19 protein-coding genes are annotated in these 20,077 nt (G+C 64.4%); 13 read left to right on the plus strand and 6 right to left on the minus strand.

Annotation, left to right across the window (positions count from 1 at the left end; genetic code table 11):
* Positions 1 to 55 precede the first annotated feature (55 nt).
* The 5 genes from NKH99_RS09960 (at position 56) to NKH99_RS09980 (ending at position 6,524) form a co-directional block, all read left to right on the plus strand.
* Positions 56 to 394 (plus strand): P-II family nitrogen regulator, encoded by a 339-nt coding sequence (locus NKH99_RS09960; RefSeq protein WP_353013830.1) that lies wholly within the window; start codon positions 56 to 58, stop codon positions 392 to 394.
* 49 nt (positions 395 to 443) lie between these two features.
* The gene (locus NKH99_RS09965) at positions 444 to 1,766 is read left to right on the plus strand and encodes an ammonium transporter (RefSeq protein WP_352540949.1); all 1,323 of its coding nucleotides are present in this window, start codon (positions 444 to 446) and stop codon (positions 1,764 to 1,766) included.
* 343 nt (positions 1,767 to 2,109) lie between these two features.
* Complete coding sequence (locus tag NKH99_RS09970; RefSeq protein ID WP_352540844.1) at positions 2,110 to 4,767, plus strand: FtsK/SpoIIIE family DNA translocase; 2,658 nt, start codon at positions 2,110 to 2,112, stop codon at positions 4,765 to 4,767.
* Between the two features lie 132 nt (positions 4,768 to 4,899).
* On the plus strand, positions 4,900 to 5,583 hold the full coding sequence (locus NKH99_RS09975) for an outer membrane lipoprotein carrier protein LolA (protein ID WP_352818395.1): 684 nt from the start codon (positions 4,900 to 4,902) through the stop codon (positions 5,581 to 5,583).
* A gap of 134 nt (positions 5,584 to 5,717) precedes the next feature.
* On the plus strand, positions 5,718 to 6,524 hold the full coding sequence (locus tag NKH99_RS09980; RefSeq protein ID WP_353013833.1) for an exodeoxyribonuclease III: 807 nt from the start codon (positions 5,718 to 5,720) through the stop codon (positions 6,522 to 6,524).
* Between the two features lie 12 nt (positions 6,525 to 6,536).
* Here NKH99_RS09980 and NKH99_RS09985 read toward each other — a convergent pair whose 3' ends face one another.
* Genes NKH99_RS09985 through NKH99_RS09995 form a run of 3 tightly spaced genes read right to left on the minus strand, consistent with a single transcriptional unit; the run spans position 6,537 to position 9,716 of the window.
* The gene (locus NKH99_RS09985; protein ID WP_353013835.1) at positions 6,537 to 7,388 is read right to left on the minus strand and encodes a TIGR01459 family HAD-type hydrolase; all 852 of its coding nucleotides are present in this window, start codon (positions 7,386 to 7,388) and stop codon (positions 6,537 to 6,539) included.
* A complete protein-coding gene (locus NKH99_RS09990; RefSeq protein ID WP_353013837.1) occupies positions 7,385 to 8,671 on the minus strand; it encodes an FGGY-family carbohydrate kinase in 1,287 nt (428 codons plus the stop codon). The genes NKH99_RS09985 and NKH99_RS09990 overlap by 4 nt, the downstream gene beginning before the upstream one ends.
* A gap of 1 nt (position 8,672) precedes the next feature.
* A complete protein-coding gene (locus tag NKH99_RS09995; protein WP_353013839.1) occupies positions 8,673 to 9,716 on the minus strand; it encodes a class II aldolase/adducin family protein in 1,044 nt (347 codons plus the stop codon).
* Between the two features lie 228 nt (positions 9,717 to 9,944).
* Here NKH99_RS09995 and NKH99_RS10000 point away from each other — a divergent pair, with 228 nt between their 5' ends.
* From NKH99_RS10000 to NKH99_RS10025, 6 genes are all read left to right on the plus strand, one after another.
* Entirely contained in the window at positions 9,945 to 10,727 is a 783-nt protein-coding gene (locus NKH99_RS10000; RefSeq protein ID WP_352757313.1) for a DeoR/GlpR family DNA-binding transcription regulator, read from the plus strand.
* Positions 10,724 to 12,103, plus strand: a complete 1,380-nt coding sequence (locus tag NKH99_RS10005; protein ID WP_353013841.1) for an FGGY-family carbohydrate kinase — start codon at positions 10,724 to 10,726, stop codon at positions 12,101 to 12,103. The genes NKH99_RS10000 and NKH99_RS10005 overlap by 4 nt, the downstream gene beginning before the upstream one ends.
* Positions 12,100 to 13,644: a sugar ABC transporter ATP-binding protein gene (locus tag NKH99_RS10010; RefSeq protein ID WP_353013843.1), complete on the plus strand. Its 1,545-nt coding sequence runs from the start codon at positions 12,100 to 12,102 to the stop codon at positions 13,642 to 13,644. The genes NKH99_RS10005 and NKH99_RS10010 overlap by 4 nt, the downstream gene beginning before the upstream one ends.
* A gap of 20 nt (positions 13,645 to 13,664) precedes the next feature.
* Positions 13,665 to 14,642: an ABC transporter permease subunit gene (locus tag NKH99_RS10015; protein ID WP_502900023.1), complete on the plus strand. Its 978-nt coding sequence runs from the start codon at positions 13,665 to 13,667 to the stop codon at positions 14,640 to 14,642.
* A gap of 86 nt (positions 14,643 to 14,728) precedes the next feature.
* A complete protein-coding gene (locus NKH99_RS10020) occupies positions 14,729 to 15,667 on the plus strand; it encodes an ABC transporter substrate-binding protein (RefSeq protein ID WP_353013847.1) in 939 nt (312 codons plus the stop codon).
* A gap of 110 nt (positions 15,668 to 15,777) precedes the next feature.
* Positions 15,778 to 16,671 (plus strand): sugar phosphate isomerase/epimerase family protein, encoded by an 894-nt coding sequence (locus NKH99_RS10025; RefSeq protein ID WP_352594143.1) that lies wholly within the window; start codon positions 15,778 to 15,780, stop codon positions 16,669 to 16,671.
* Between the two features lie 46 nt (positions 16,672 to 16,717).
* On the opposite strand, the gene NKH99_RS10030 is transcribed toward NKH99_RS10025, so the two are convergent.
* Both NKH99_RS10030 and NKH99_RS10035 read right to left on the minus strand, forming a co-directional pair.
* Positions 16,718 to 17,173, minus strand: coding sequence for a cyclic nucleotide-binding domain-containing protein (locus NKH99_RS10030; RefSeq protein ID WP_353013849.1), 456 nt, complete (start codon positions 17,171 to 17,173; stop codon positions 16,718 to 16,720).
* 125 nt (positions 17,174 to 17,298) lie between these two features.
* Positions 17,299 to 17,982: a response regulator transcription factor gene (locus tag NKH99_RS10035; RefSeq protein WP_023680479.1), complete on the minus strand. Its 684-nt coding sequence runs from the start codon at positions 17,980 to 17,982 to the stop codon at positions 17,299 to 17,301.
* Positions 17,983 to 18,147: 165 nt separating this feature from the next.
* Here NKH99_RS10035 and NKH99_RS10040 point away from each other — a divergent pair, with 165 nt between their 5' ends.
* Entirely contained in the window at positions 18,148 to 18,663 is a 516-nt protein-coding gene (locus tag NKH99_RS10040; protein ID WP_353013851.1) for a L,D-transpeptidase family protein, read from the plus strand.
* 73 nt (positions 18,664 to 18,736) lie between these two features.
* On the opposite strand, the gene NKH99_RS10045 is transcribed toward NKH99_RS10040, so the two are convergent.
* Positions 18,737 to 18,982, minus strand: coding sequence for a hypothetical protein (locus NKH99_RS10045; protein ID WP_352619032.1), 246 nt, complete (start codon positions 18,980 to 18,982; stop codon positions 18,737 to 18,739).
* A gap of 174 nt (positions 18,983 to 19,156) precedes the next feature.
* Between NKH99_RS10045 and gcvA the strand changes: the two genes are divergently transcribed.
* Positions 19,157 to 20,077 carry a transcriptional regulator GcvA gene (gcvA, locus tag NKH99_RS10050; RefSeq protein WP_353013854.1) on the plus strand — a complete coding sequence of 307 codons (921 nt, stop codon included), beginning with the start codon at positions 19,157 to 19,159 and terminating at the stop codon, positions 20,075 to 20,077.

Here is a 20,077-nt window from a genome sequence, read left to right on the forward strand (position 1 = left end):
GGATCGGCGAAGTCGTGCAAACGCGGGGACCCGCAACAGCAAAGGGTGAAACCTTATGAAGATCGTGATGGCAATCATAAAGCCGTTCAAGCTCGACGAGGTGCGCGAGGCGCTCACCGCAGTCGGCATCCAGGGCCTGACCGTCACCGAAGTAAAAGGCTACGGACGTCAGAAGGGTCACACGGAAATCTATCGCGGGGCGGAATACGCGGTCAGCTTCCTGCCGAAGATCAAGATCGAAGTCGCGGTCGCTGTCGACATGGTCGACAAGACCGTCGAAGCCATCACCGCGGCGGCCAAGACCGGCCAGATCGGCGACGGCAAGATCTTCGTTTTCGGCATCGACCAGGCGGTGCGCATTCGCACCGGCGAAACAGACACCGACGCGCTTTGAGCTGCGGATACGTATTCCAATGGAGAGTTCAATGAATATTCCTTCCACCTTGAAGATAACGGGACGCGCGGCCGTTTTAGGTTCGCTCGCTCTCGCTGCACTGGGCACGGTTGCTGCGTTCGCGCAGGAAGCGGCACCGGCGGCACCGGCTGCCCCTGCGCCCGCACTCGACACCGGCAACACAGCCTGGATGCTGACCTCGACGGCGCTGGTGCTGATGATGACCGTACCGGGCCTGGCGCTGTTTTATGGCGGCATGGTGCGCAAAAAGAACGTGCTCGCCACCATCATGCAGAGCTTTGCCATCACCTGCCTGGTGACGGTGCTGTGGTTCATGTTCGGCTACTCGCTGGCCTTCTCGGATGGCGGCGGCATGAATGCCTATCTCGGCGGCTTCTCGAAGTTCTTCCACAACGGCATCACCACCTCCTCGCTGTGGCTGCCGGGCGTGGCGAACATTCCTGAGTTCGTCTTCTCGATGTTCCAGATGACCTTCGCCATCATCACGCCGGCGCTGATTGCCGGCGCCTTCGCCGAACGCATGAAGTTCTCGGCGCTGCTCATCTTCATGGGCGCGTGGCTGCTGGTGGTCTACGCCCCGATCGCGCACTGGGTGTGGGGCGGCGGCTTCCTCGGCACAGCCGGCGTTCTCGATTTCGCCGGCGGCACGGTCGTTCACATCAATGCCGGTGTTGCCGGCCTGGTCTGCGCGCTGGTTCTCGGCAAACGTGAAGGCTACGGCACCACCAACATGGCGCCGCACAACCTCGTCTACTCCGTCATCGGCGCTTCGCTGCTGTGGGTCGGCTGGTTCGGCTTCAACGCCGGCTCGGAACTGGCCGCCGACGGCCTTGCCGGTGCCGCGATGCTGAACACCCAGGTTGCCGCTGCCGCCGCGGCGCTCGCCTGGATGTTCGCCGAATGGATCGTCGCCAAGAAGCCGAGCGTGCTTGGCATCATCTCGGGCGCCGTCGCCGGCCTGGTCGCGGTGACGCCGGCTTCCGGTTTCGTCAATCCGACCGGCGCCTTCATCGTCGGCATCGTCGCCGGCGTGCTCTGCTACGTCTCGGCCGTCAAGCTCAAGCACGCGTTCGGCTATGACGACTCGCTCGATGCATTCGGCGTGCACGGCATCGGCGGCATCATCGGTGCATTGCTGACCGGCGTGCTCGCCGATCCGGCGATCAACAGCCTTGGTTCGGGTGCCTCTGTCGGCAAGCAGCTCTACGGTATCGTCTTCACCATCCTGTGGACGGCGATCGCGAGCTTCGTGATCCTCTATATCGTCAAGGCGCTGGTCGGCCTGCGTCCTTCGACCCAGGAAGAGGTCGAAGGCCTCGACATCAGCCAGCACGGCGAAGTGGTGCCGTGAGGTTTATTGGCTGGCACCGGCGTTTTGCCGGTGCCGGGAAGATCCCGTCGTGATGCTCCCGAAAGGGCTCACGCCTTGAGGCCCGGAAACCTTCCGGGCCTCTTTTTTGTGTGCAGGCGGCCGTTATGGCTCGATCATACAATCGCTTGATCAAGGTGGCTCGATCCGCCGGCGGCGTGAAACAGCGGCCGCAACGCTCCGAACTGTGGTGGCGGTCGCCCGTTCCGGTGACGCAGAATGCCCATGGTTAATGCGCCCTTAACCTTCCCGCCGCTAGTCTGACAGCCGAATCTGCCGTGTTGCGCGTCCGCGCCCGGCCGGGCAACGACAGACGAGGAAAAGCATGCGTTCAGGGGCTTCAGCACCGCTTGCGCTGGCCGATACGGAGCACGGCATCCGGTCGTTCGCGAGGCGCCAGGTCGGGCGGCTGGTCGGTGCCGGGCTGTTTGCTCTGGTTGGTTTCGGCGTCGCCGCCCTTGCCACCTGGAACGTCGCCGATCCGAGCTTTTCGCACGCCACCGACAATATCGTCACCAATGCAATGGGTTATGCCGGCGCCGTCTTTTCCGACATTGCCATGCAGTTCTTCGGACTTGCCGCCGTTGCGGCGCTGGTGCCGGCGGTGATCTGGGGATTTCTGCTGTTTACCGCGCGCGGCGTCGACCGGCTGCCGAAACGGGCACTGGCCTGGTTCGGGTTTTCGCTGCTTGGCGCGGCAATTGCCGGCTGCGTGGTGCCGCCCAAGACCTGGCCGCTGCCGACCGGCCTCGGCGGCGTCTTCGGCGACATGGTGCTCAATATCCCGGGCCTGGTCATCGGCGGCTATCCGACCGGCCTCGTCGCCAGCGTGCTCGCCGTGCTCCTGGCAGCCCCGGCGCTGTGGGTATTCTTGTATGGCTCGGCGCTGATTTCGCGCAAGAACGGCTTTGCCGTCCTCGAACAGCCCGCAGTGCCCGATCCGCAGGACGACCTGCTTTTCGACAATGAAGAGGACGAGGGCGACGAAGGTATATTGGCGCTTGGCGCCATCACCCACTGGTGGCTGTCGCTGCGGGCCTATCTGCGCCGCCGCGCCGCGCGCCGGCGCGAGCGCGACGATTTCGAGCCGGAGATGGAACCGCGCCCCAGCGCCTGGCGGCGGGCGGCCGAACGGGTCGAATCGGCCGAGTTCGCCGAGGCGCGGATGAGCCCGGGCGGGCGCGCCCGCGTCGAGCCGGAATTCTTCGCCGCCATGGTCAACGACCGCAGTGCCTCGATCGACCCTGACGATGCCGACGTCTTCGATAACGACGACAATGACGACGACATGGATTTCGCGCCCGAGCCGGCCGGCCAGCGCCGCGCCGCGCCGACGGCCAGGGTGCAGAACTTCCGTTCCGACGCGGCGACACGCGTCGAGGCGCCGGCGCCGCGGCCGGCCCCCGGCGCCCGCGTCCAGCGCGAGGCGCAGACTTCGCTGATCGGCTCGGAGAAATTCGAGATGCCGTCGCTGCACTTCCTGTCGGAACCAAAGAACGTGGTGCGCGACGCCAGCCTGTCCAAGGACGCGCTGGAGCAGAACGCCCGCCTGCTTGAGGGCGTGCTGGAGGATTTCGGCGTCAAGGGCGAAATCATCCATGTGCGTCCGGGTCCGGTCGTCACGCTCTACGAGCTGGAACCGGCGCCCGGCATCAAATCGTCGCGGGTCATCGGCCTGTCCGACGACATCGCCCGCTCGATGAGCGCCATCGCCTGCCGTGTCGCCGTGGTGCCCGGCCGCAACGCGATCGGCATCGAGTTGCCGAACGCCAGGCGCGAGACGGTCTATTTGCGCGAGATCATGGCCAGCCGCGATTTCGAAACCACCAAGGCCAAGCTGGCGCTGGCGCTGGGCAAGACCATCAATGGCGAGGCGGTGATCGTCGACATCGCCAAGATGCCGCACGTGTTGGTCGCCGGCACCACCGGCTCGGGCAAGTCCGTCGCCATCAACACCATGATCCTGTCGCTGCTCTACCGGCTCACGCCGCAGGACTGCCGGCTGATCATGATCGATCCAAAGATGCTGGAGCTCTCGGTCTATGACGGCATTCCGCATCTTCTGACGCCGGTCGTCACCGATCCGAAGAAGGCGGTGGTGGCGCTGAAATGGACCGTGCGCGAGATGGAGGACCGCTACCGCAAGATGTCCAAGGTCGGCGTCCGCAACATCGACGGCTTCAACGCGCGCGTGCAGCAGGCCGAGAAAAAGGGCGAAAGGATCTCGCGCACCGTGCAGACCGGCTTCGACCGCCAAACCGGCGAGGCGATCTACGAGACGGAGAACCTCGACCTCGAGCCGATGCCCTACATCGTCGTCATCATCGACGAGATGGCCGATTTGATGATGGTCGCCGGCAAGGACATCGAAGGCGCGGTGCAGCGCCTGGCGCAGATGGCGCGCGCCGCTGGCATCCATGTCATCATGGCGACGCAGCGGCCGTCGGTCGATGTCATCACCGGCACCATCAAGGCGAATTTCCCGACCCGCATCTCCTTCCAGGTGACATCGAAGATCGACAGCCGCACCATCCTCGGCGAGCAGGGCGCCGAACAGCTGCTCGGCATGGGCGACATGCTCTACATGGCCGGCGGCGGCCGCATCCAGCGCGTGCACGGTCCCTTCGTCTCCGACGACGAGGTGGAGAAGATTGTCGCGCATCTGAAATTGCAGGGCGTGCCGGAATATCTCGACGCCATCACCGAGGACGACGACAAGGATGACGATGAGCCGACGGGCAAAGGCAGTGGCGGCGGCGACGGCGGTAATTTCGAGGATTCCGACGATCCCTACGACCAGGCGGTCGCGGTGGTGCTGCGCGACGGCAAGGCCTCGACCAGCTACATCCAGCGCCGGCTCGGCATCGGCTACAACCGCGCCGCCTCGATCATCGAGAAGATGGAGAAGGAAGGCATTGTCGGCCCGGCCAACCATGCCGGAAAACGCGAAATCCTGGTGCCGACGGAGGACGACAAGTTCTAGAGCGCGTCCGCGCCGGCAACTTTGAACCTTTTGGCGCGTTGCAACGACGGGCGCCGTGCGGCCGCCAAACTTAAGCCCAACTGGGGGGCCAGACCAATATAACGAGCAAGCAATCAGATGATGGTGACCGGCATGAAAAACGCAACTCTCGCCCCAAGCAGGGATTTCGCCCCAACCCGCCGGCAGGTGCTCGGCCTCGGCCTGGTCCTGGCCGGTGCGGCGGCCGCCAATGTCGTGCCCGGCTTCCAGTTGCTGGCGTCGGCGCAAGCAGCGGTTCCGGCGACGGCGCAGAAGATCGCCGATCATTTCTCCTCGGTCAAATCGATGAGCGGCGAGTTCGTGCAGTTCGGACCCAAGGGCGAGCAGACCGGCGGCAAGTTCTTTCTGGAACGGCCGGGCAAGATCCGCTTCAATTACGACGGCGCCTCGAATTTCAGGGTGATTTCCGACGGCAAGTCGGTGGTCATCCTCAACAAGAAGCTGCGGACCTCCGACCTCTATCCGCTGTCGAAGACGCCGCTGAAGCTGCTGCTCGACGACAAGATCGATCTGTCGGGCGGGCGCGTCAGAAGCGTCAAGGAAGAGGACGATCTCACCACCATCCAGCTTGCCGACAAATCGGTGTTCGGCAATTCGAAGATCACCATGATGTTCGATCCGAAATCTTATGAATTGCGGCAGTGGACCATCACCGATGCGCAAGGCAAGGACACGACGGTGATGATCTTCAACACCAAGGAGGGCGTCAGCTTCGCCCCCGACACCTTCGCCATCGACTATACGGCGAACCGCGAGCTGAACACCAAGACGCGGTAACTTCCTACTGCTGCGGGATGGTTTTTCCGCGTTGGTGCGGGCGGCTTGTTTTTGCGGTGCGCGGCTGGCAGTAGTTTCCGCGATTGACTTCCGTCGGAGCCATCCGGCGGATCTTGCGTTGTCCGGAACCCCACATGCCGTTTTCCGTCGCTACCTGGAACATCAACTCCGTCCGGCTGCGCATGCCGATCGTCGAGCGCCAGCTGGTCGAGCAGGCGCCGGACGTGCTCTGCCTGCAGGAAACCAAGGTTCCGGACGAATTGTTTCCGGAGAAGGCGTTCCGCAAGCTCGGCTACGAGCACATCGCCTTCCATGGCCAGAAGGGCTATCACGGCGTTGCCACCATAGCGCGGCGGCCGATCGAGGTGGTCGAAAAGCGCCGCTTCTGCGAGATCGACGACAGCCGGCATCTGTCGGTCACCGTCAACGCCGGCGGCAAAACGATCCTGCTGCACAATTTCTACGTTCCGGCCGGCGGCGACGAGCCCGACCCGGCCGTCAACCGCAAGTTCAAGCACAAGCTCGATTTCGTTGCCGAGATGAACGCCGTGCGGGCCGAGCATGACGAGCACTCCGGCTCGATCCTGGTCGGCGACCTCAACATCGCGCCGCTCGAGCACGATGTCTGGTCGCACAAGCAGCTCCTCAATGTCGTCAGCCATACGCCGGTCGAGACGGAAAACTTCGAGGCAATGCGGCTCGCCGGCGACTGGATCGACCTGATGCGGCTCAATGTGCCTTACGAGGAGAAACTCTACACCTGGTGGAGCTATCGCGCCCAGGATTGGCAGGCCTCAAATCGCGGCCGCCGCCTCGACCATGTCTGGTCGTCGCCAAACCTGGTGCCGCATTTTGCCGGCTATGAAATCCTGCGGCCGGCGCGCGGCTGGGAACGGCCCTCGGACCATGTGCCGGTGATCGGGCGTTTCAACCTGGATTAGCTTTGTCTCGCCTCAGCGAAACCTGAAGCTATCCGCGATGTAGTCGGGACGGGCGTTCAGCGTGGCGAAAACGTCCTCCAGGTCAGGCGCCCCCGCCAATATGCCCGACAGGACCAGCGTCGTCGCGACACCGACGCCGTTGCCGCCGGCGATGTCGTGCTCGACGCTGTCGCCGACGCAGACCACGCTGTCGCGCTCCGGGTGGCCCGCCAGTGCCAGCGCTGCCTCGAATATCTGCGGATTGGGCTTGCCAATGCGCGACACGCTGCCGCCGAGGCTCTCATAGAGATCGGCGAGCCGGCCGGCGCCGAAGCGAGGGCCGACGGCAGTCAGCATGATCTTGTCGGGATTGGTGCAGAAGCATGGCACCCGCCGCGCCGCCGCCGGACCAAGAAGCCGGCGATAATGGTCGAGGTCGTAGCGATCGCCCTCGCTGGCGGAAATCAGCACCAGTTCGGCATCGTAGCCGTCCTTGGCCAGGACGAAGGGCAGGCCGTCGACAGCCGAACGGTCATTGTCGCGGCGGATCAGCAGGCATTTTGTCTGCGGGCGCAGGGCTCCGGATGCTGCCATTTGGTGGAAAGAGCGCCATGCCACCTCGCCGGAGGAGACAAAGTGGTCCCAGCTTCCCGGTTCAAAGCCGAGCTTCAGCAGGCGGTGCTCATTGGGTTGCGCCCGCTTGCCGGAATTCGAGATCAGTACGATGGTCTTGCCGGCGCGCTTGAGTGCCGACAACGCTTGGACAGCACCTGGATAGGCGCTGGTGCCGTCGTGCAGCACACCAAATTGGTCGAGCAGGAACACCTGATAGCGGTCGGTCAGCGCGGCGATGCCATCGAGGTGTTGAATTGCCTTGGCCGTCATAAAAGCCCCGCTGCGCTTGCGCCCATCAGCGCCAGCCGCGCCGTGCCGGCAGCGGCCTCCTCCGAAAGAGCCGGCAAGAGAGCGACGCCAAGCTTGCGCTGCCGGATCGCTGTCCAGGCCGGATTGGCCGCACCGCCGCCGACGCTCCTGACCGATGTCAGCCGGGGGGCGCCGAGTTCGGCAAGCCGGCGATAGCCGAGCGCTTCGATCGCCGCAATACCCTCGAACATCGCTTTCAGATAGTCGGCATCGTCGGCGGGCCGCGGCTCGAGGCGCGGCGGCAGCGCCGGATCGGCTATGGGGAAGCGTTCGCCTGGCGCCGACAGCGGGTAATAATCGAGGCCGGTCTTCGTCGCCGGGTCGATTTTTTTGCTGAGTTCGACAATGCGGGCGACGGGGAAATGCTGGGCCAGCACCTTGCCGCCGGAGTTCGAGGCGCCGCCCGCCAGGTAGGTGTCACCCAGCCGATGGCTGTAGATGCCGAATTGCGGCGCCGAGATCGGCCGGTCGCTGAGCATCTTGATGGTCAGCGACGAGCCGAGCGCGGTAACGCCGTCGCCCGCGGCACTCGCACCGGTCGCCAGGAATGAGGCGCAGCCATCCGTCGTGCCGGCAACGACAACCACGTCGCGCGGCAGGCCGAACATTTTCGCAGCGCTGGCGGTGAGCGTGTCCGTGACATCGCCCGGCCGCACGACGCGGGGCAGGAATTCCATGCGCACGCAGGTCGCCGCGATCCAGTCCGGCCAGCGCCTGGCCCCGACGTCGTAGCCGGTCTTCAGGGCATTGTTCTCGTCGCTGACATCGAACCGGCCGGAAAACTGTCCGGCGATCCAGTCTGCCTGGTGCAGCACAGTGGCGACGCCGGGCAGGTGCTGGAAAGACAGCGCCTTGGCGAGACCGGAGGTCGCCCCGAGTGCAGCGCTCGTTGCCGGTGCCGCGTCGGCTATTGCTGTCAGGATAGTGTCGTCAGCGACCTTGTCGTTGTACATCAGCGGTTCGGCCAGCGGCCGCCCGGCGCCGTCGACCGGCAGCAGCGTGCCCGACGTACCGTCGACGGCGATCGAGCGCACTGCCGCGCGATCGATACATTTGAGCAGTTCCGCCAACGTCGCGCCGACCGCCTCCCACCATATTGCGGGGTCACGGCCGTTCGGCCCAAATCGCTCGAGGGCAATAGCGGAATGCGCGGCAATGGAAAAATCCGGACGCATGGCGACGGCGCGCGCGCCGGATGTGCCGATGTCGATGCCGATGGCAAGCGGACCAGACGAACGCGGCATGTCAGCTGCCTCCGGCATTGAGCTTCTGGCGATATTTTTCGGCGTCCCAGTTGATCAGTTCGTCATTCTCCGCCGCTGTCAGATAATTCAGCTTCGCCGCGACATCGATCCGCGCCGTCACGTCGGAAAGGCAGCGCTGCATGGCGTCGGCACCGGCGCCGGCGTCGCCGCGCATCAGCACGCCGAGTCCAGGAAACAGGATCGCCACGGGTGCGGCGCCGCAGCGCTCGATGACGCGCTTCACACCCTCGTCCGGTCTCGCCACGACCGAGCCTTCGCCGAGAAAGATGACGTGGTCGGGGTAGAGGCTGCCACCCGAAGCCATGCGGCAGCTTTCAGGGTCGATCGCCACCGCATGCGCCTCAACGTCCGCCGGCAATCTGTAGTCGCTGTCGCCGGCGCGCGCCGTCAATGCCGCGATGTCCGGTTCCGCCACCTGGCGCGGCGGCCGCGCCAACAGTCGTGTCACGCGCCGCAGCAGCATGTCGGCCGCGGCGACGGTCTCGGCTGCAACGACCAGGCCGTGATTGCCGAGGATCAGGATATCCACGCCTGGCCGAAGGCGCTCGGCGATACCCTGCGCGAGCGGCAGTCCCGGCCGGCGATAGGGAATATACGCCCATTGATGGCCGTTGAGCCGCCTGGCGGCCTCGGCCTCGCAGTCGGCCTGCACGGCCAGCGAAATGGTCTCGACGCAGTGAACATGCAGAACGATGCGCTGCGGCATCAGCGCATGCACGGTGGTCTCGATCGACGGGCGCAAGCCGCGCGCGTTGAGGGCGTCGACAGTGAAGGCCTGCGGCTGTTCGGCGGCCGGGTCGTGCCGTTCGATGGCGTCGAGCAATGGCGGGATGCCGACCGGCACCATGATGTCGGCGATGAGCGCGTCCTTCAGCCAGGTGCCGGAGGCCTTGATCCAGAGCGTGTCGCCGGCTTTCAGCGAGGTGTTGCCGCCGGCGGCCTGGGTCAGATGCGGGTCGCTGCCGATCGCGGCCGAAAGCGACCGCAGCGCTGCCAGTTCCTGCGCATCCGCACTGATCGTCATCGAAATTCCTCTACAATCCGGCCGCGTGGCCACGGCTTTGGACGTCCCGGTGCCGGGACGAAGACCCATGCTGGTATCGCAGATGCGAGTAAGTTACGTCAACAGTGATGTTATCGCGTCAAATCAGGCTTGCAATCCGAGGGCCGTTGAGTAAGTTGCACCAATTGCCATGCAAAACGGCAATGCCGTGCAAAATGCTTGGGAGGCAAGCGCATTGGGAGGTAAGGGTTGAGCGACTCCGGCCGCCAGCGCCAGATTGTCGAGCTTTTGCGGGACCGGCCTTTCGCATCGGTGCGCGAGCTGCAGGAGCGGCTTGGCGTATCGGCGGCGACGGTGCGGCGCGACATCGACAAGATCGACGAGGCCGGCGAAGCGCGCAAGGTCTATGGCGGCATCTCGGCGCTCGATGGCGCTTCGCAAGCCGGCGTCGCCTATGCCAGGCCCTATGACGAGAACCGCGACCTCGCCGTCGAGGCCAAGCGGCAGATCGCCGCTCTCGCCGCCACCATGGTGCGCGACGGCGACGCGGTCATCGTGCATGGCGGTTCGACCTGCTTCCATCTCGGCGTCAAGCTCGCCGACCGCAACATCCGGCTCTACACCAACTCGATGCCGCTCGCGGCCTATCTCAGCGACCACGGCCATTGCAGCCTCACCGTCGCCGGCGGCGAACTGCACCGCGAGCCGGGCATCATCCATTCGCTGACGCAGACGGTGCCGTTCTACGCCTCGAAGTTCTTTCTCGGCGCGCAAGGCATCGGCCAGGAAGGCCTTCTGGAATCGCACCCGCTGCTGGTCCGCTCGATCGTCGAGCTCAGCCTCTGCGCCGACCAGATCGTCGTGCTGGCCGACAGCCGAAAACTGTCGATCCACGCGCGCAATGTGGCACTGCCGCTGTCGCGGATCGGCACGCTGGTCACCGATGACGGCCTGTCCGAGACAGATGCCCATATGCTCGAAGATGCCGGCGTCATGGTGCGGATCGCGGCTTCCTCGGGAGGCGCCCAGTGAACATCGCCGTCCTCGATTTCGGCAAGACCAATTCGAAGCTGTTCGTCTTCGGCCAGGACGGACAGATCCTCGACGAGCGCCGCACCCAGCCGAGCTGGATCCGCAAAGGCGGCTTCAGCGTGCTCGACGAGCCAGCGCTGCACGAGTGGGCGGCTCGCGCCATCGATGATGCAGTCGACACGCATGGCGTGGAAGGGCTGATGGTATCCGGCCATGGCTGCACCTTCGCGTTGGTCGACGAAGCCGCGCTGACGCATCCGATCCTCGATTACGAGCAGGAACCGCCAGCTGAAATCGCCGCGCAGATCGACCGCCGCATTCCGGATTTTGCCGAGACCTTTTCGCCGCGCCTGCCGCTTGGCTTCAACTACGGCCGCCACATGTTGTGGCTAAAGAAGGTGGAGCCCGGTGCCTTCGCCACAGCGAAATCGATCCTCGGCTACCCCCAATATTGGAGCTGGCGGTTTGGCGGCCGGCCGGTATCGGAAGTGTCGTATCTTGGCTGCCACTCGCATTTATGGGCGCCGCGCAAACGCGATTTCAGCTCGCTGGTCGATGCCGAGGGCTGGCGCGGCCAGATGCCCCCCTTCGAACGTGCCGGCGCGGTGATCGGCGAGCAGCGCTTCGGCCAGGCCGCGAAGCCAGTCGCCATCCATAATGGCGTCCACGACAGCAATGCCGCGCTGCATGCCTACCGCCGGCAGCAACTCGGGCCGGTGACCGTGGTCTCGACCGGCACCTGGGTGGTCTTGCTCAATCCCGACTGCCCGCTCGACGCACTCGACGGCGAGCGCGACATGCTGGTCAATGTCGATGTCGATGGCGGCCCGGTGCCAACCGTCCGCTTCATGGGCGGGCGCGAATTCGCCACGATCAGCGCCGGCTGGCAGGGCGCAATCGCGCCGTCATCGACACAACGGGTGATCGACGCCGGCATCATGGCGCTGCCGAGCTTTGCACCCGGCGGCCCGATGCCGCACCGCCGCGGCGAACTGGTCGGGCGTACGCCCAGTGCCGAGGAACGCGCGGCCATGGCGCTGCTCTATGTCGCGCTGATGGTCGATCTGTGCCTCGAGCTGATCCATTCGGACAACACAGTGATCGTCGACGGCGGCCTGAACAATGGCGGGCTGCTTGCCGCGTTGCTGGCGCAGTTGCGGCCCGGGCAGGCTTTCCTGCAGGGCGCAACGCTGGAGGGCAGCGCCACCGGTGCTGCCGCACTTGCCTTCGAAAGCGTCGGACGCGAGTTTGCCACCGAAGCGCCGGAGGCGGTGCATGCGGCAAGTTTCAGCGGCCTTGCCGGCTATCGCAACGACTGGCGCGGCCTTGCCGCCGACCGGGCTGTGGCCAGCGCAGCTGCAGGAGGTGCGCGATGAGCGCCGCCGCCCGGATCGAGACGGTGCGCCAGCCGGTGCTGGAGATGCGCCACATCTCCAAGACGTTCGCTGCGATCCGCGCCTTGCACGATGTGTCGCTGACCGTTCACGCCGGCGAGCTGCACGCGCTGATGGGCGAAAACGGTGCCGGCAAGTCGACGCTGATGAAGGTGCTGTCCGGCGCCTACCGGCCGGACCCCGGCGGCGAAATCCTGATCGACGGCGTGCCGGCCGCGACTGGCGACCCGATCAAGGCGCGCGCTGCCGGCATTGCGGTCATCTATCAGGAGCTGTCGCTGGCGCCTAATCTGTCGGTAGCGCAGAACATTTTTCTCGGCAACGAGCCGCGACGGTTCGGCGTTGTCGACCGCGAGCAGTGCAATCGGCGCGCCAGCGAGATCATCGCGCGGCTCGGCGTGACCTTCTCGGCGCGCACTCCGGTCGCAAGCCTGTCGCTCGGCGAGCGACAGCTGGTGGAAATCGCCCGCGCGCTGTCGACCAATGCGCGCATCATCGTCATGGACGAGCCGACCACGTCGCTGACCTCGCGCGAGACCGACGGGCTGTTCGAGGTGATCGCGACGCTGAAGTCGCAAGGCATCGCCATCATCTACATCAGCCACCGCATGGAAGAGGTCTACCAGCTCGCCGACCGCGTCAGCGTGCTACGCGACAGCGGCTATGTCGGCACGCTCGACCGCGCCGACCTGAACGCCTCGCGCCTGGTATCGATGATGGTCGGGCGCGATCTGTCGACGTTCTACAAGAAGGATCACCGTCCGCCGGACAGCAAGCGCGCCATCGCGCTGTCGGTGCGCGGCATGTCGGACGGCAATCTCATAAAGAATTGTTCCTTCGACCTCCACAAGGGCGAGGTGCTGGCACTGGCCGGCCTGGTCGGCTCGGGCCGCACCGAACTGGCACGACTGATCTTCGGCGCCGACAGGCACACATCAGGCACGCTGGAGCTCGGCGGCAAACCGATATCCATCGGTTCGCCGAGCGAGGCGCTCGATGCCGGCATCGCCTACCTGACCGAGGACCGCAAGCAACTTGGCCTGTTTCTCGACATGTCGATCTCCGACAATATCAGCATGGGCGTGCTGGCAAAGGACGCGAAGGCCGGCGGTTTGCGCGACTTCACGGCTGCCGAAAAGCGCGCCGCCAAGGCGGTGTCAGACCTCTCCATCCGCACCAGCTCGGTGCAGGCCAATGCCGGCTCGCTGTCGGGCGGCAACCAGCAGAAGGTGCTGCTCGCCCGCCTGCTGGAAACCGAGCCGCAGGTCGTCATCCTCGATGAGCCGACCCGCGGCGTCGATGTCGGGGCGAAGTCGGAAATCTATCGGCTGATCGACAACCTGGCCAAGAAAGGCATCGCCATCCTGATGATCTCCAGCGAACTGCCGGAGGTGATCGGCATCGCCGACCGCGTGCTGGTGATGCGCGACGGCACCATTGCCGGCGAGGTGACGGCGTCGGAGGGCGAGCCGCTGCGGCAGGAAGCGATCATGGAACTTGCAACGGGAGCGGCTCAGCGATGACCGACAAGGTGGCCGACACGATGAAAGCGGACGACCGGGCGGTCGGCAGGAGCACGAGGTGGCGTACCGCCATTGCCGCACTCGGCATGCTGCCGATCCTGATCCTGCTGGCGGTCGGCTTCCAGTTCATCAATCCGCGCTTTTTCACCCAGACCAATCTGCTGATCGTCATGCAGCAATCGTCGATCAACATCGTGCTGGCCGCCGGCATGACCTTCGTCATCCTGACCGGCGGCATCGACCTGTCCGTCGGCTCGATCCTTGCCGCCTCGGCGATGGTGGCGGTGATGGTGTCGCTGGTGCCCGATTGGGGACTGCTGGGCGTGCCAGCGGCCATTCTCGTCGGGCTCGGTTTCGGCGTCATCAACGGTCTGCTGATCGCCTATATCAAGCTGCCGCCCTTCATCGTCACGCTGGGATCGCTGACCGCCGTGCGCGGCGTCGCCCGCCTGCTCGGCCAGGACACGACGGTGTTCAACGCGGACCTGCCGTTCGACTTCATCGGCAACGGTTCGCTGTTCGGCATTCCGTGGCTGGTAATCATCGCGCTGGCGGTCGTCGTCCTGTCCTGGCTGGTGCTCAAGCGCACCGTGCTCGGCACCTGGATCTACGCCGTCGGCGGCAACGCCGAGGCCGCCAGGCTGGCCGGCATCAAGGTGCCGCTGGTGCTGCTCTTCGTCTACGGCGTTTCCGGCCTTCTGGCCGGCCTTGGCGGCACCATGTCGGCGGCCCGGCTCTATGCCGCCAACGGGCTTCAGCTCGGCCAGTCCTACGAACTCGACGCCATTGCCGCAGTCATCCTCGGCGGCACCAGTTTCGTCGGCGGTGTCGGCTCGATCTGGGGCACGCTGATCGGCGGCCTGATCATCGCCGTGCTGTCCAACGGGCTCATCCTCGCCGGTGTTTCGGACATCTGGCAGTACATCATCAAGGGATTGGTCATCATCGTGGCGGTCGCCCTCGACCGTTACCGGCTCCAGGCAGGAGCAAGAACGTGATGGCCCTTAGTCGCCGGCATCCAACGAGCCGGTTTCATGTGTAACGCACCGTGAGAGGCGCGGGGCATCAGGAGGAAAACAAAACAATGAAGACCATCGCTAAACTGCTCTGCGGCGTCGCCCTTGCGGCCGCCGTCATCGCGCCGGCATCGGCAAAGGATCTGAACAAGGTCGGCATCTCGGTCGGACTGCTCGGCAACCCGTTCTTCGTCGCCACCATCAAGGGCATCGAGGACGCGGCCAAGAAGATCAACCCGAATGTGCAGGTGACCTCGGTATCGGCCGACTACGATCTCAACAAGCAGGTATCGCAGGTCGATTCCTTCATCGCTGCCGGTGTCGACGTCATCATGCTCAACGCAGTCGATGCCAAGGCGATCGCGCCGGCGGTGAAGAAGGCGCAGGCGGCCGGCATCGTCGTTGCCGCTTTCGACGTTTCGGCGCCGGGCGCCGACGTCACCGTGATGACCAACAACGTCAAGGCCGGCGAAGAGGCGTGCCAGTATCTGGTCGATAATACCGGCGGCAAGGGCGACTATGTCATCCTCAATGGCCCGGCCTCGTCGTCGATCCTGGAGCGGGTCAAGGGCTGCAAGGACGTGCTGGCAAAGCACCCCGACATCAAGATCCTTTCCGACGACCAGAACGCCGAAGGCTCGCGTGACGGCGGCCTGAAAGTGTTCCAGTCGCTGCTGACGCGTTTCGACAAGATCGACGCGGTCTTCGCCATCAACGATCCGACGGCGATCGGCGCCCAGCTTGCGGCCAAGCAGCTCAACCGCTCGGAGTTCATCTTCACCGCGGTCGACGGTGCACCCGATATCGAGAAGGAACTCGCCTCCGGCACGTCGATGATGAAGGCCTCGGCCTCGCAGGATCCCTATGTGATGGCCGGCCAGTCGCTGACGATGGCGGCTGACCTGCTTGCCGGCAAGAAGCCGGCCGAGCCGACGGTGCTGCTCGACCCGAAGCTGATCACGGCCGACAATTTGAAGGATTACAAGGGCTGGACCGCGGCTCGCTAAGCCTCCCACGCCGGGTGCGGCGGGTATGCCCGCCCGCACCTTTTTGTCCGAGCATCGGATTGCCAAAACCGCTTTGGACTTGGGTCAGCTGGAAATAACCGGAGACGATCATGTCGCGCATCGGAATCCACTCATTCGTCTGGTCGGCGAGCTCGGCGCAGGGCGACCTCGAGCGGACGCTGGCCAACACCAGGGAAGCCGGCTTCGACCTGATCGAATTCTCCTATCTCGACCCCGCCAACGTCGACATTGACGGCTTGGCCAAGCGGATCGCCGATCTCGGCCTCGGCGTTGCGATCAGCATTGGACTGCCGGCCGACGGCGATATTTCGAGCGCCGACAAAACGATTGCGGCGCACGGCGTCGAAATCCTGGAACGTACGATCGCGCTGACCCGCGATCTCGGCGGCCAGAAGGTTGCCGGCATCCTCAGCACCAGCCACGGCTTGCAGAGCGAGGCGCCGACGCGTGACCAGTGGAACCGCAGCGCCGGCACGCTGGCCGAGGTGGCGGACACGGCAAAATCAGCCGGCGTCACCCTCAACCTCGAAATCGTCAACCGCTTCGAAAGCAATCTGCTCAACACCGCCGCGCAAGGCATGGCCTTCATCGCGGACAGCGGCTCCGACAATATCTTCCTGCATCTCGACAGCTTCCACATGAACATCGAGGAGGCCGATGTCGGCTTGGCCATTCGCAATGCGGTCGGGAAGATCGGCTATGTCCATATCGGCGAGAGCCATCGCGGTTTCCTCGGCACCGGCAATATCGATTTTGCCGCGATATTCGATGCGCTGACCGCCATCGGCTACAGCGACGACCTCAGCTTCGAATCCTTCTCCTCGGAAATCGTCGACGAGAACCTGTCGCGGAAAACCGCGATCTGGCGCAATCTGTGGACCGACAATATGGAACTGGCCAAGCATGCGCGCCGTTTCATCGCGCTGGGACTGGAGACGGCAAGACGCAAGGCCGAGCTTGTTTCCGCAACGCACCGGCCCTGAGCCCTCGCAGTTCCGAAGTCGATCTGGTTAGGCCAGAGGCGCTATATTAGCCGGCAAAACGCGGCCCAAGTTCCTCGATGCGGCGAATCATCGCCTGGAAATCCTCCGAGATGCGCTGGTGCAAGTGAACCGCCAGTTCCGGGTATTCCTCGAGGATGCGGCGGAACATCTTGCGGCTGAGCCGCAGCACTTCCGAATCGATTTCGGCGGAGGCGCTGGTCAGCCGGTTGGTGTCGGCGATCAGCGCCAGTTCGCTGAGTATGGTGCCGGGGCCGGCGGTGCCGATCGGGATGCGCTCGCCGTCGTGCTCGCGGTAGAGCACGATGCGGCCGCTGACGACGATGTAGGCTGAATCAGCCTCGTCGTCCTCGCGGTAAAGCTTGTGGTCGGCTTTCAACCTAGTGGTTTCGGCGCCGAAGGCGAGCAGACGCAGCTGTTCCTGCGTAAAGCCCTCGAAGAGCCTCACGGTGGACAGGATGCGGATGTCGTCATCCAGCGCCATCTAGCTATGTCCCCGAACCGTCAGTCCGACTCCTCCCCTACGAGGCCGATCCAAAACCACCTCCAGCCTCAGGACCGTACCCGAAAAGCGCCCCGCCCGGATCGCTTATTTGAATAATGAAATGTTTAAGGAACCAGCTTGTAGCCGCCGCTTTCTGTCACGAGAATTTCCGCGTTGGAAGGATCGCGCTCGATCTTCTGGCGCAGCCGGTAGACGTGAGTTTCGAGCGTATGCGTGGTGACGCCGGAATTGTAGCCCCAGACTTCCTCCAGCAGCACGTCGCGGGTCACCACCTTCTGGTCGGCACGGTAGAGATATTTGATGATCGAGGCTTCCTTTTCGGTCAATCGCACCTTGGCGCCGCGCGGGTCGATCAGAAGCTTCTGGCTGGGCTTGAACGTGTAGGGGCCGACCGAGAAAGTGGCGTCCTCGCTCTGTTCGTGCTGGCGCAACTGCGCGCGGATGCGGGCCAGCAGCACGGCAAAACGGAACGGCTTCGTCACATAGTCGTTGGCGCCGGCCTCGAGGCCAAGGATGGTGTCGGAATCGGTATCATGGCCGGTCAGCATGATGATCGGCGCCTTGTAGCCGCCCTTGCGCAATATCTTTACCGCCTCGCGGCCATCCATGTCGGGCAGGCCGACATCCATGATGAGCAGGTCGATGAGCCCGCCACGCGCCGTGGCGACGCCTTTGGCGGCGGTCGCTTCCTGCAGGACATCGAATTCCTCATAAAGCGACAATTGCTCGACAAGGGTGCCGCGCAGGTCGTCATCGTCGTCGACGATCAGAATGGTGCGTGAAGTCATGGATCAATCCGTTGTTTTGAAAAGAGATTTCAGTTGACCGCTGCCTGTTTATGCGGAAGCTGACCGGCACAACAGCCGTTCACAGTGATTTGTTCCGTGGCACGATCATACAAGAAAAAACACGATCGCAATGCAGTCGGTGCAATTTTGCCGAAAGGGCTCACCGTGCTCACCGTGCGCGCGCGCCCCGGCCAACCCAGCCAGGGGTTTCTGCAGGCCGGCAAACTGGTGTTTCCATGTGCGCTCGGGCATGGCGGCATCTCGACCGGCAAGCGCGAGGGCGACGGCGCCACGCCGCTTGCCTCGATGCGGATATTGTCGGGGTATTTTCGCGGCGACCGTTTTGCCGGCGGCCGCCGGACGCGGCTGGTGATGACGCCGATCGGCCGCGACCTCGGCTGGTGCGAAGTGCCCGGGGACCGCAACTACAACCGCCCGGTCAAAATCCCCTATGGCGCCAGCCATGAGCGGATGCTGCGCACCGACGATCTCTATGACGCCTGCCTGGTGCTGGACTGGAACATTGTGCCGCGCCGGCGCGGGCGCGGCAGCGCCATCTTCTTCCACCTGGCGCGCCCCGGCTTCACGCCGACGCAAGGCTGCGTCGCGGTAACCGCCCGCACCATGGCGCGGCTGCTGCCGCTGCTGTCAGAGCGGACGGTGGTAAGGGTGGTAAGGTAAGGGAGTAGGGGAATAGGGGGTAGGGAATAGGGGCAGTAAGGGTAAGGCAGGCGCGGGCGCGCCGCTTAGCTTCCTACTCCCCTACTCCCCTACTCCTTTGCCACCCTATGTCGAGAAGGCCGAGCCGGCCGCGTTCGCGGTCCATGGCGCGTGCGATGTCCTTGCGTTCGCCGCCGATGTCGCGAAGCTGGCGATCGGAGAGATCCTCGACATTTTCGTAGGGAAGACTGACCGCGATTTTTGCGTGCCGAAGCCAGTCAAGCACGGCGCGCAGCCAGGCCGGGCGGAGGGTTACCGAGCGCAAGGCGATGTCAGACATGGTGCAATCCGCTTCTCCGGACATCAAATCCGGTTTGATGTTTCTTCGATGCTCAGATCATGGCGGATTGAAATTCAAACGGGAAACGAGTAGTTTTTTCTGCATCTTCAAGTTCTGTTTGATGATTGGAATGCTCGACCGAACCCTCAACCGAACCCTCCTCGTCTGGCACTGATGGCGCGCCTGCTGCCTGGAACCCGTGCGCTGCGGACGCTGGAGGCAGCGGCGCGGCACCTCAATTTCACCCGCGCCGCCGACGAGCTCGGCCTGACGCCGGCAGCGGTCAGCCATCAGATCAAGGAAATCGAGGATCAGCTCGGCATCGTGCTGTTCATACGCACCAGCCGCACGATCCGGCTGACCGAGGCGGGCGCGGTGCTGTTCGAAGCTTCGACCGATGCGCTCGACCTGCTTGGCCGGGCCGTCTCACGGGCGCAGAAGGCGGCGCGCGGATCGGCGCTGCTGAAGGTCACCCTCGATGCGCAATTCGCGACGAAGTGGCTGATGCGGCGCGTCGACGATTTTCGCAAGCAGCATCCGGCAATCGAGCTGCGTTTCGACATCAGTTACGAGGTGCGCGACTTCGATCGCGACGACGTCGATCTCGGCATCCGTTTCGGCACCGGCAAATATCCGGGGCTTCGCTCGCACCGGCTGTTCGAAAACGTCATCATCCCCGTCTGCAGCCCGGCCTTGCTGCGGTCAGGGCCGCCGCTCAAGGAGCCGCGCGACCTGTTCCATCATACGCTGGCGCATATCGAGTGGTCGCGCCAGGGCGTCACCTGGCCGAATTGGAGCATGTGGATGGCGGCGGCGGGCGTCGACGATTTCGACGACAGCCGGACCATCGTGTTCGGCAATTCGACGGATGCCGTCCAGGCCGCGCTCGACGGCAACGCGGTCGCGCTCGCCGATTTCGCCATGGCGGCAAACGACCTTTCGGAAGGTAGGCTGATCCGGCCGTTCGAACTCGGCATCAAGGTCGCGCCCGAATTCGCCTATTTCCTGGTCTATCCGGAGACCGCGGCGAATGATCCGCGCATCGTCGCCTTTCGCGATTGGCTTCTCGAGGAAATCGCAAGGACCCCGACCTGA

It is taken from the genome of Mesorhizobium sp. M0854 (assembly GCF_040319815.1).
Lineage (GTDB): Bacteria > Pseudomonadota > Alphaproteobacteria > Rhizobiales > Rhizobiaceae > Mesorhizobium.

Excerpts from the sequence above, each read along its gene's own strand:
- NKH99_RS10020 (WP_353013847.1), top strand. The coding sequence starts at position 14,729 with ATGAAGACCATCGCTAAACTGCTCTGCGGCGTCGCCCTTGCGGCCGCC.
- NKH99_RS10045 (WP_352619032.1), bottom strand. The coding sequence starts at position 18,982 with ATGTCTGACATCGCCTTGCGCTCGGTAACCCTCCGCCCGGCCTGGCTG.
- NKH99_RS10010 (WP_353013843.1), top strand. The coding sequence starts at position 12,100 with ATGAGCGCCGCCGCCCGGATCGAGACGGTGCGCCAGCCGGTGCTGGAG.
- NKH99_RS10035 (WP_023680479.1), bottom strand. The coding sequence starts at position 17,982 with ATGACTTCACGCACCATTCTGATCGTCGACGACGATGACGACCTGCGC.
- NKH99_RS09970 (WP_352540844.1), top strand. The coding sequence starts at position 2,110 with ATGCGTTCAGGGGCTTCAGCACCGCTTGCGCTGGCCGATACGGAGCAC.
- NKH99_RS10025 (WP_352594143.1), top strand. The coding sequence starts at position 15,778 with ATGTCGCGCATCGGAATCCACTCATTCGTCTGGTCGGCGAGCTCGGCG.
- NKH99_RS09995 (WP_353013839.1), bottom strand. The coding sequence starts at position 9,716 with ATGACGATCAGTGCGGATGCGCAGGAACTGGCAGCGCTGCGGTCGCTT.
- NKH99_RS10015 (WP_502900023.1), top strand. The coding sequence starts at position 13,665 with ATGAAAGCGGACGACCGGGCGGTCGGCAGGAGCACGAGGTGGCGTACC.
- NKH99_RS09985 (WP_353013835.1), bottom strand. The coding sequence starts at position 7,388 with ATGACGGCCAAGGCAATTCAACACCTCGATGGCATCGCCGCGCTGACC.
- NKH99_RS09990 (WP_353013837.1), bottom strand. The coding sequence starts at position 8,671 with ATGCCGCGTTCGTCTGGTCCGCTTGCCATCGGCATCGACATCGGCACA.
- NKH99_RS09980 (WP_353013833.1), top strand. The coding sequence starts at position 5,718 with ATGCCGTTTTCCGTCGCTACCTGGAACATCAACTCCGTCCGGCTGCGC.
- NKH99_RS09960 (WP_353013830.1), top strand. The coding sequence starts at position 56 with ATGAAGATCGTGATGGCAATCATAAAGCCGTTCAAGCTCGACGAGGTG.
- NKH99_RS09975 (WP_352818395.1), top strand. The coding sequence starts at position 4,900 with ATGAAAAACGCAACTCTCGCCCCAAGCAGGGATTTCGCCCCAACCCGC.
- NKH99_RS10030 (WP_353013849.1), bottom strand. The coding sequence starts at position 17,173 with ATGGCGCTGGATGACGACATCCGCATCCTGTCCACCGTGAGGCTCTTC.
- gcvA (WP_353013854.1), top strand. The coding sequence starts at position 19,157 with ATGGCGCGCCTGCTGCCTGGAACCCGTGCGCTGCGGACGCTGGAGGCA.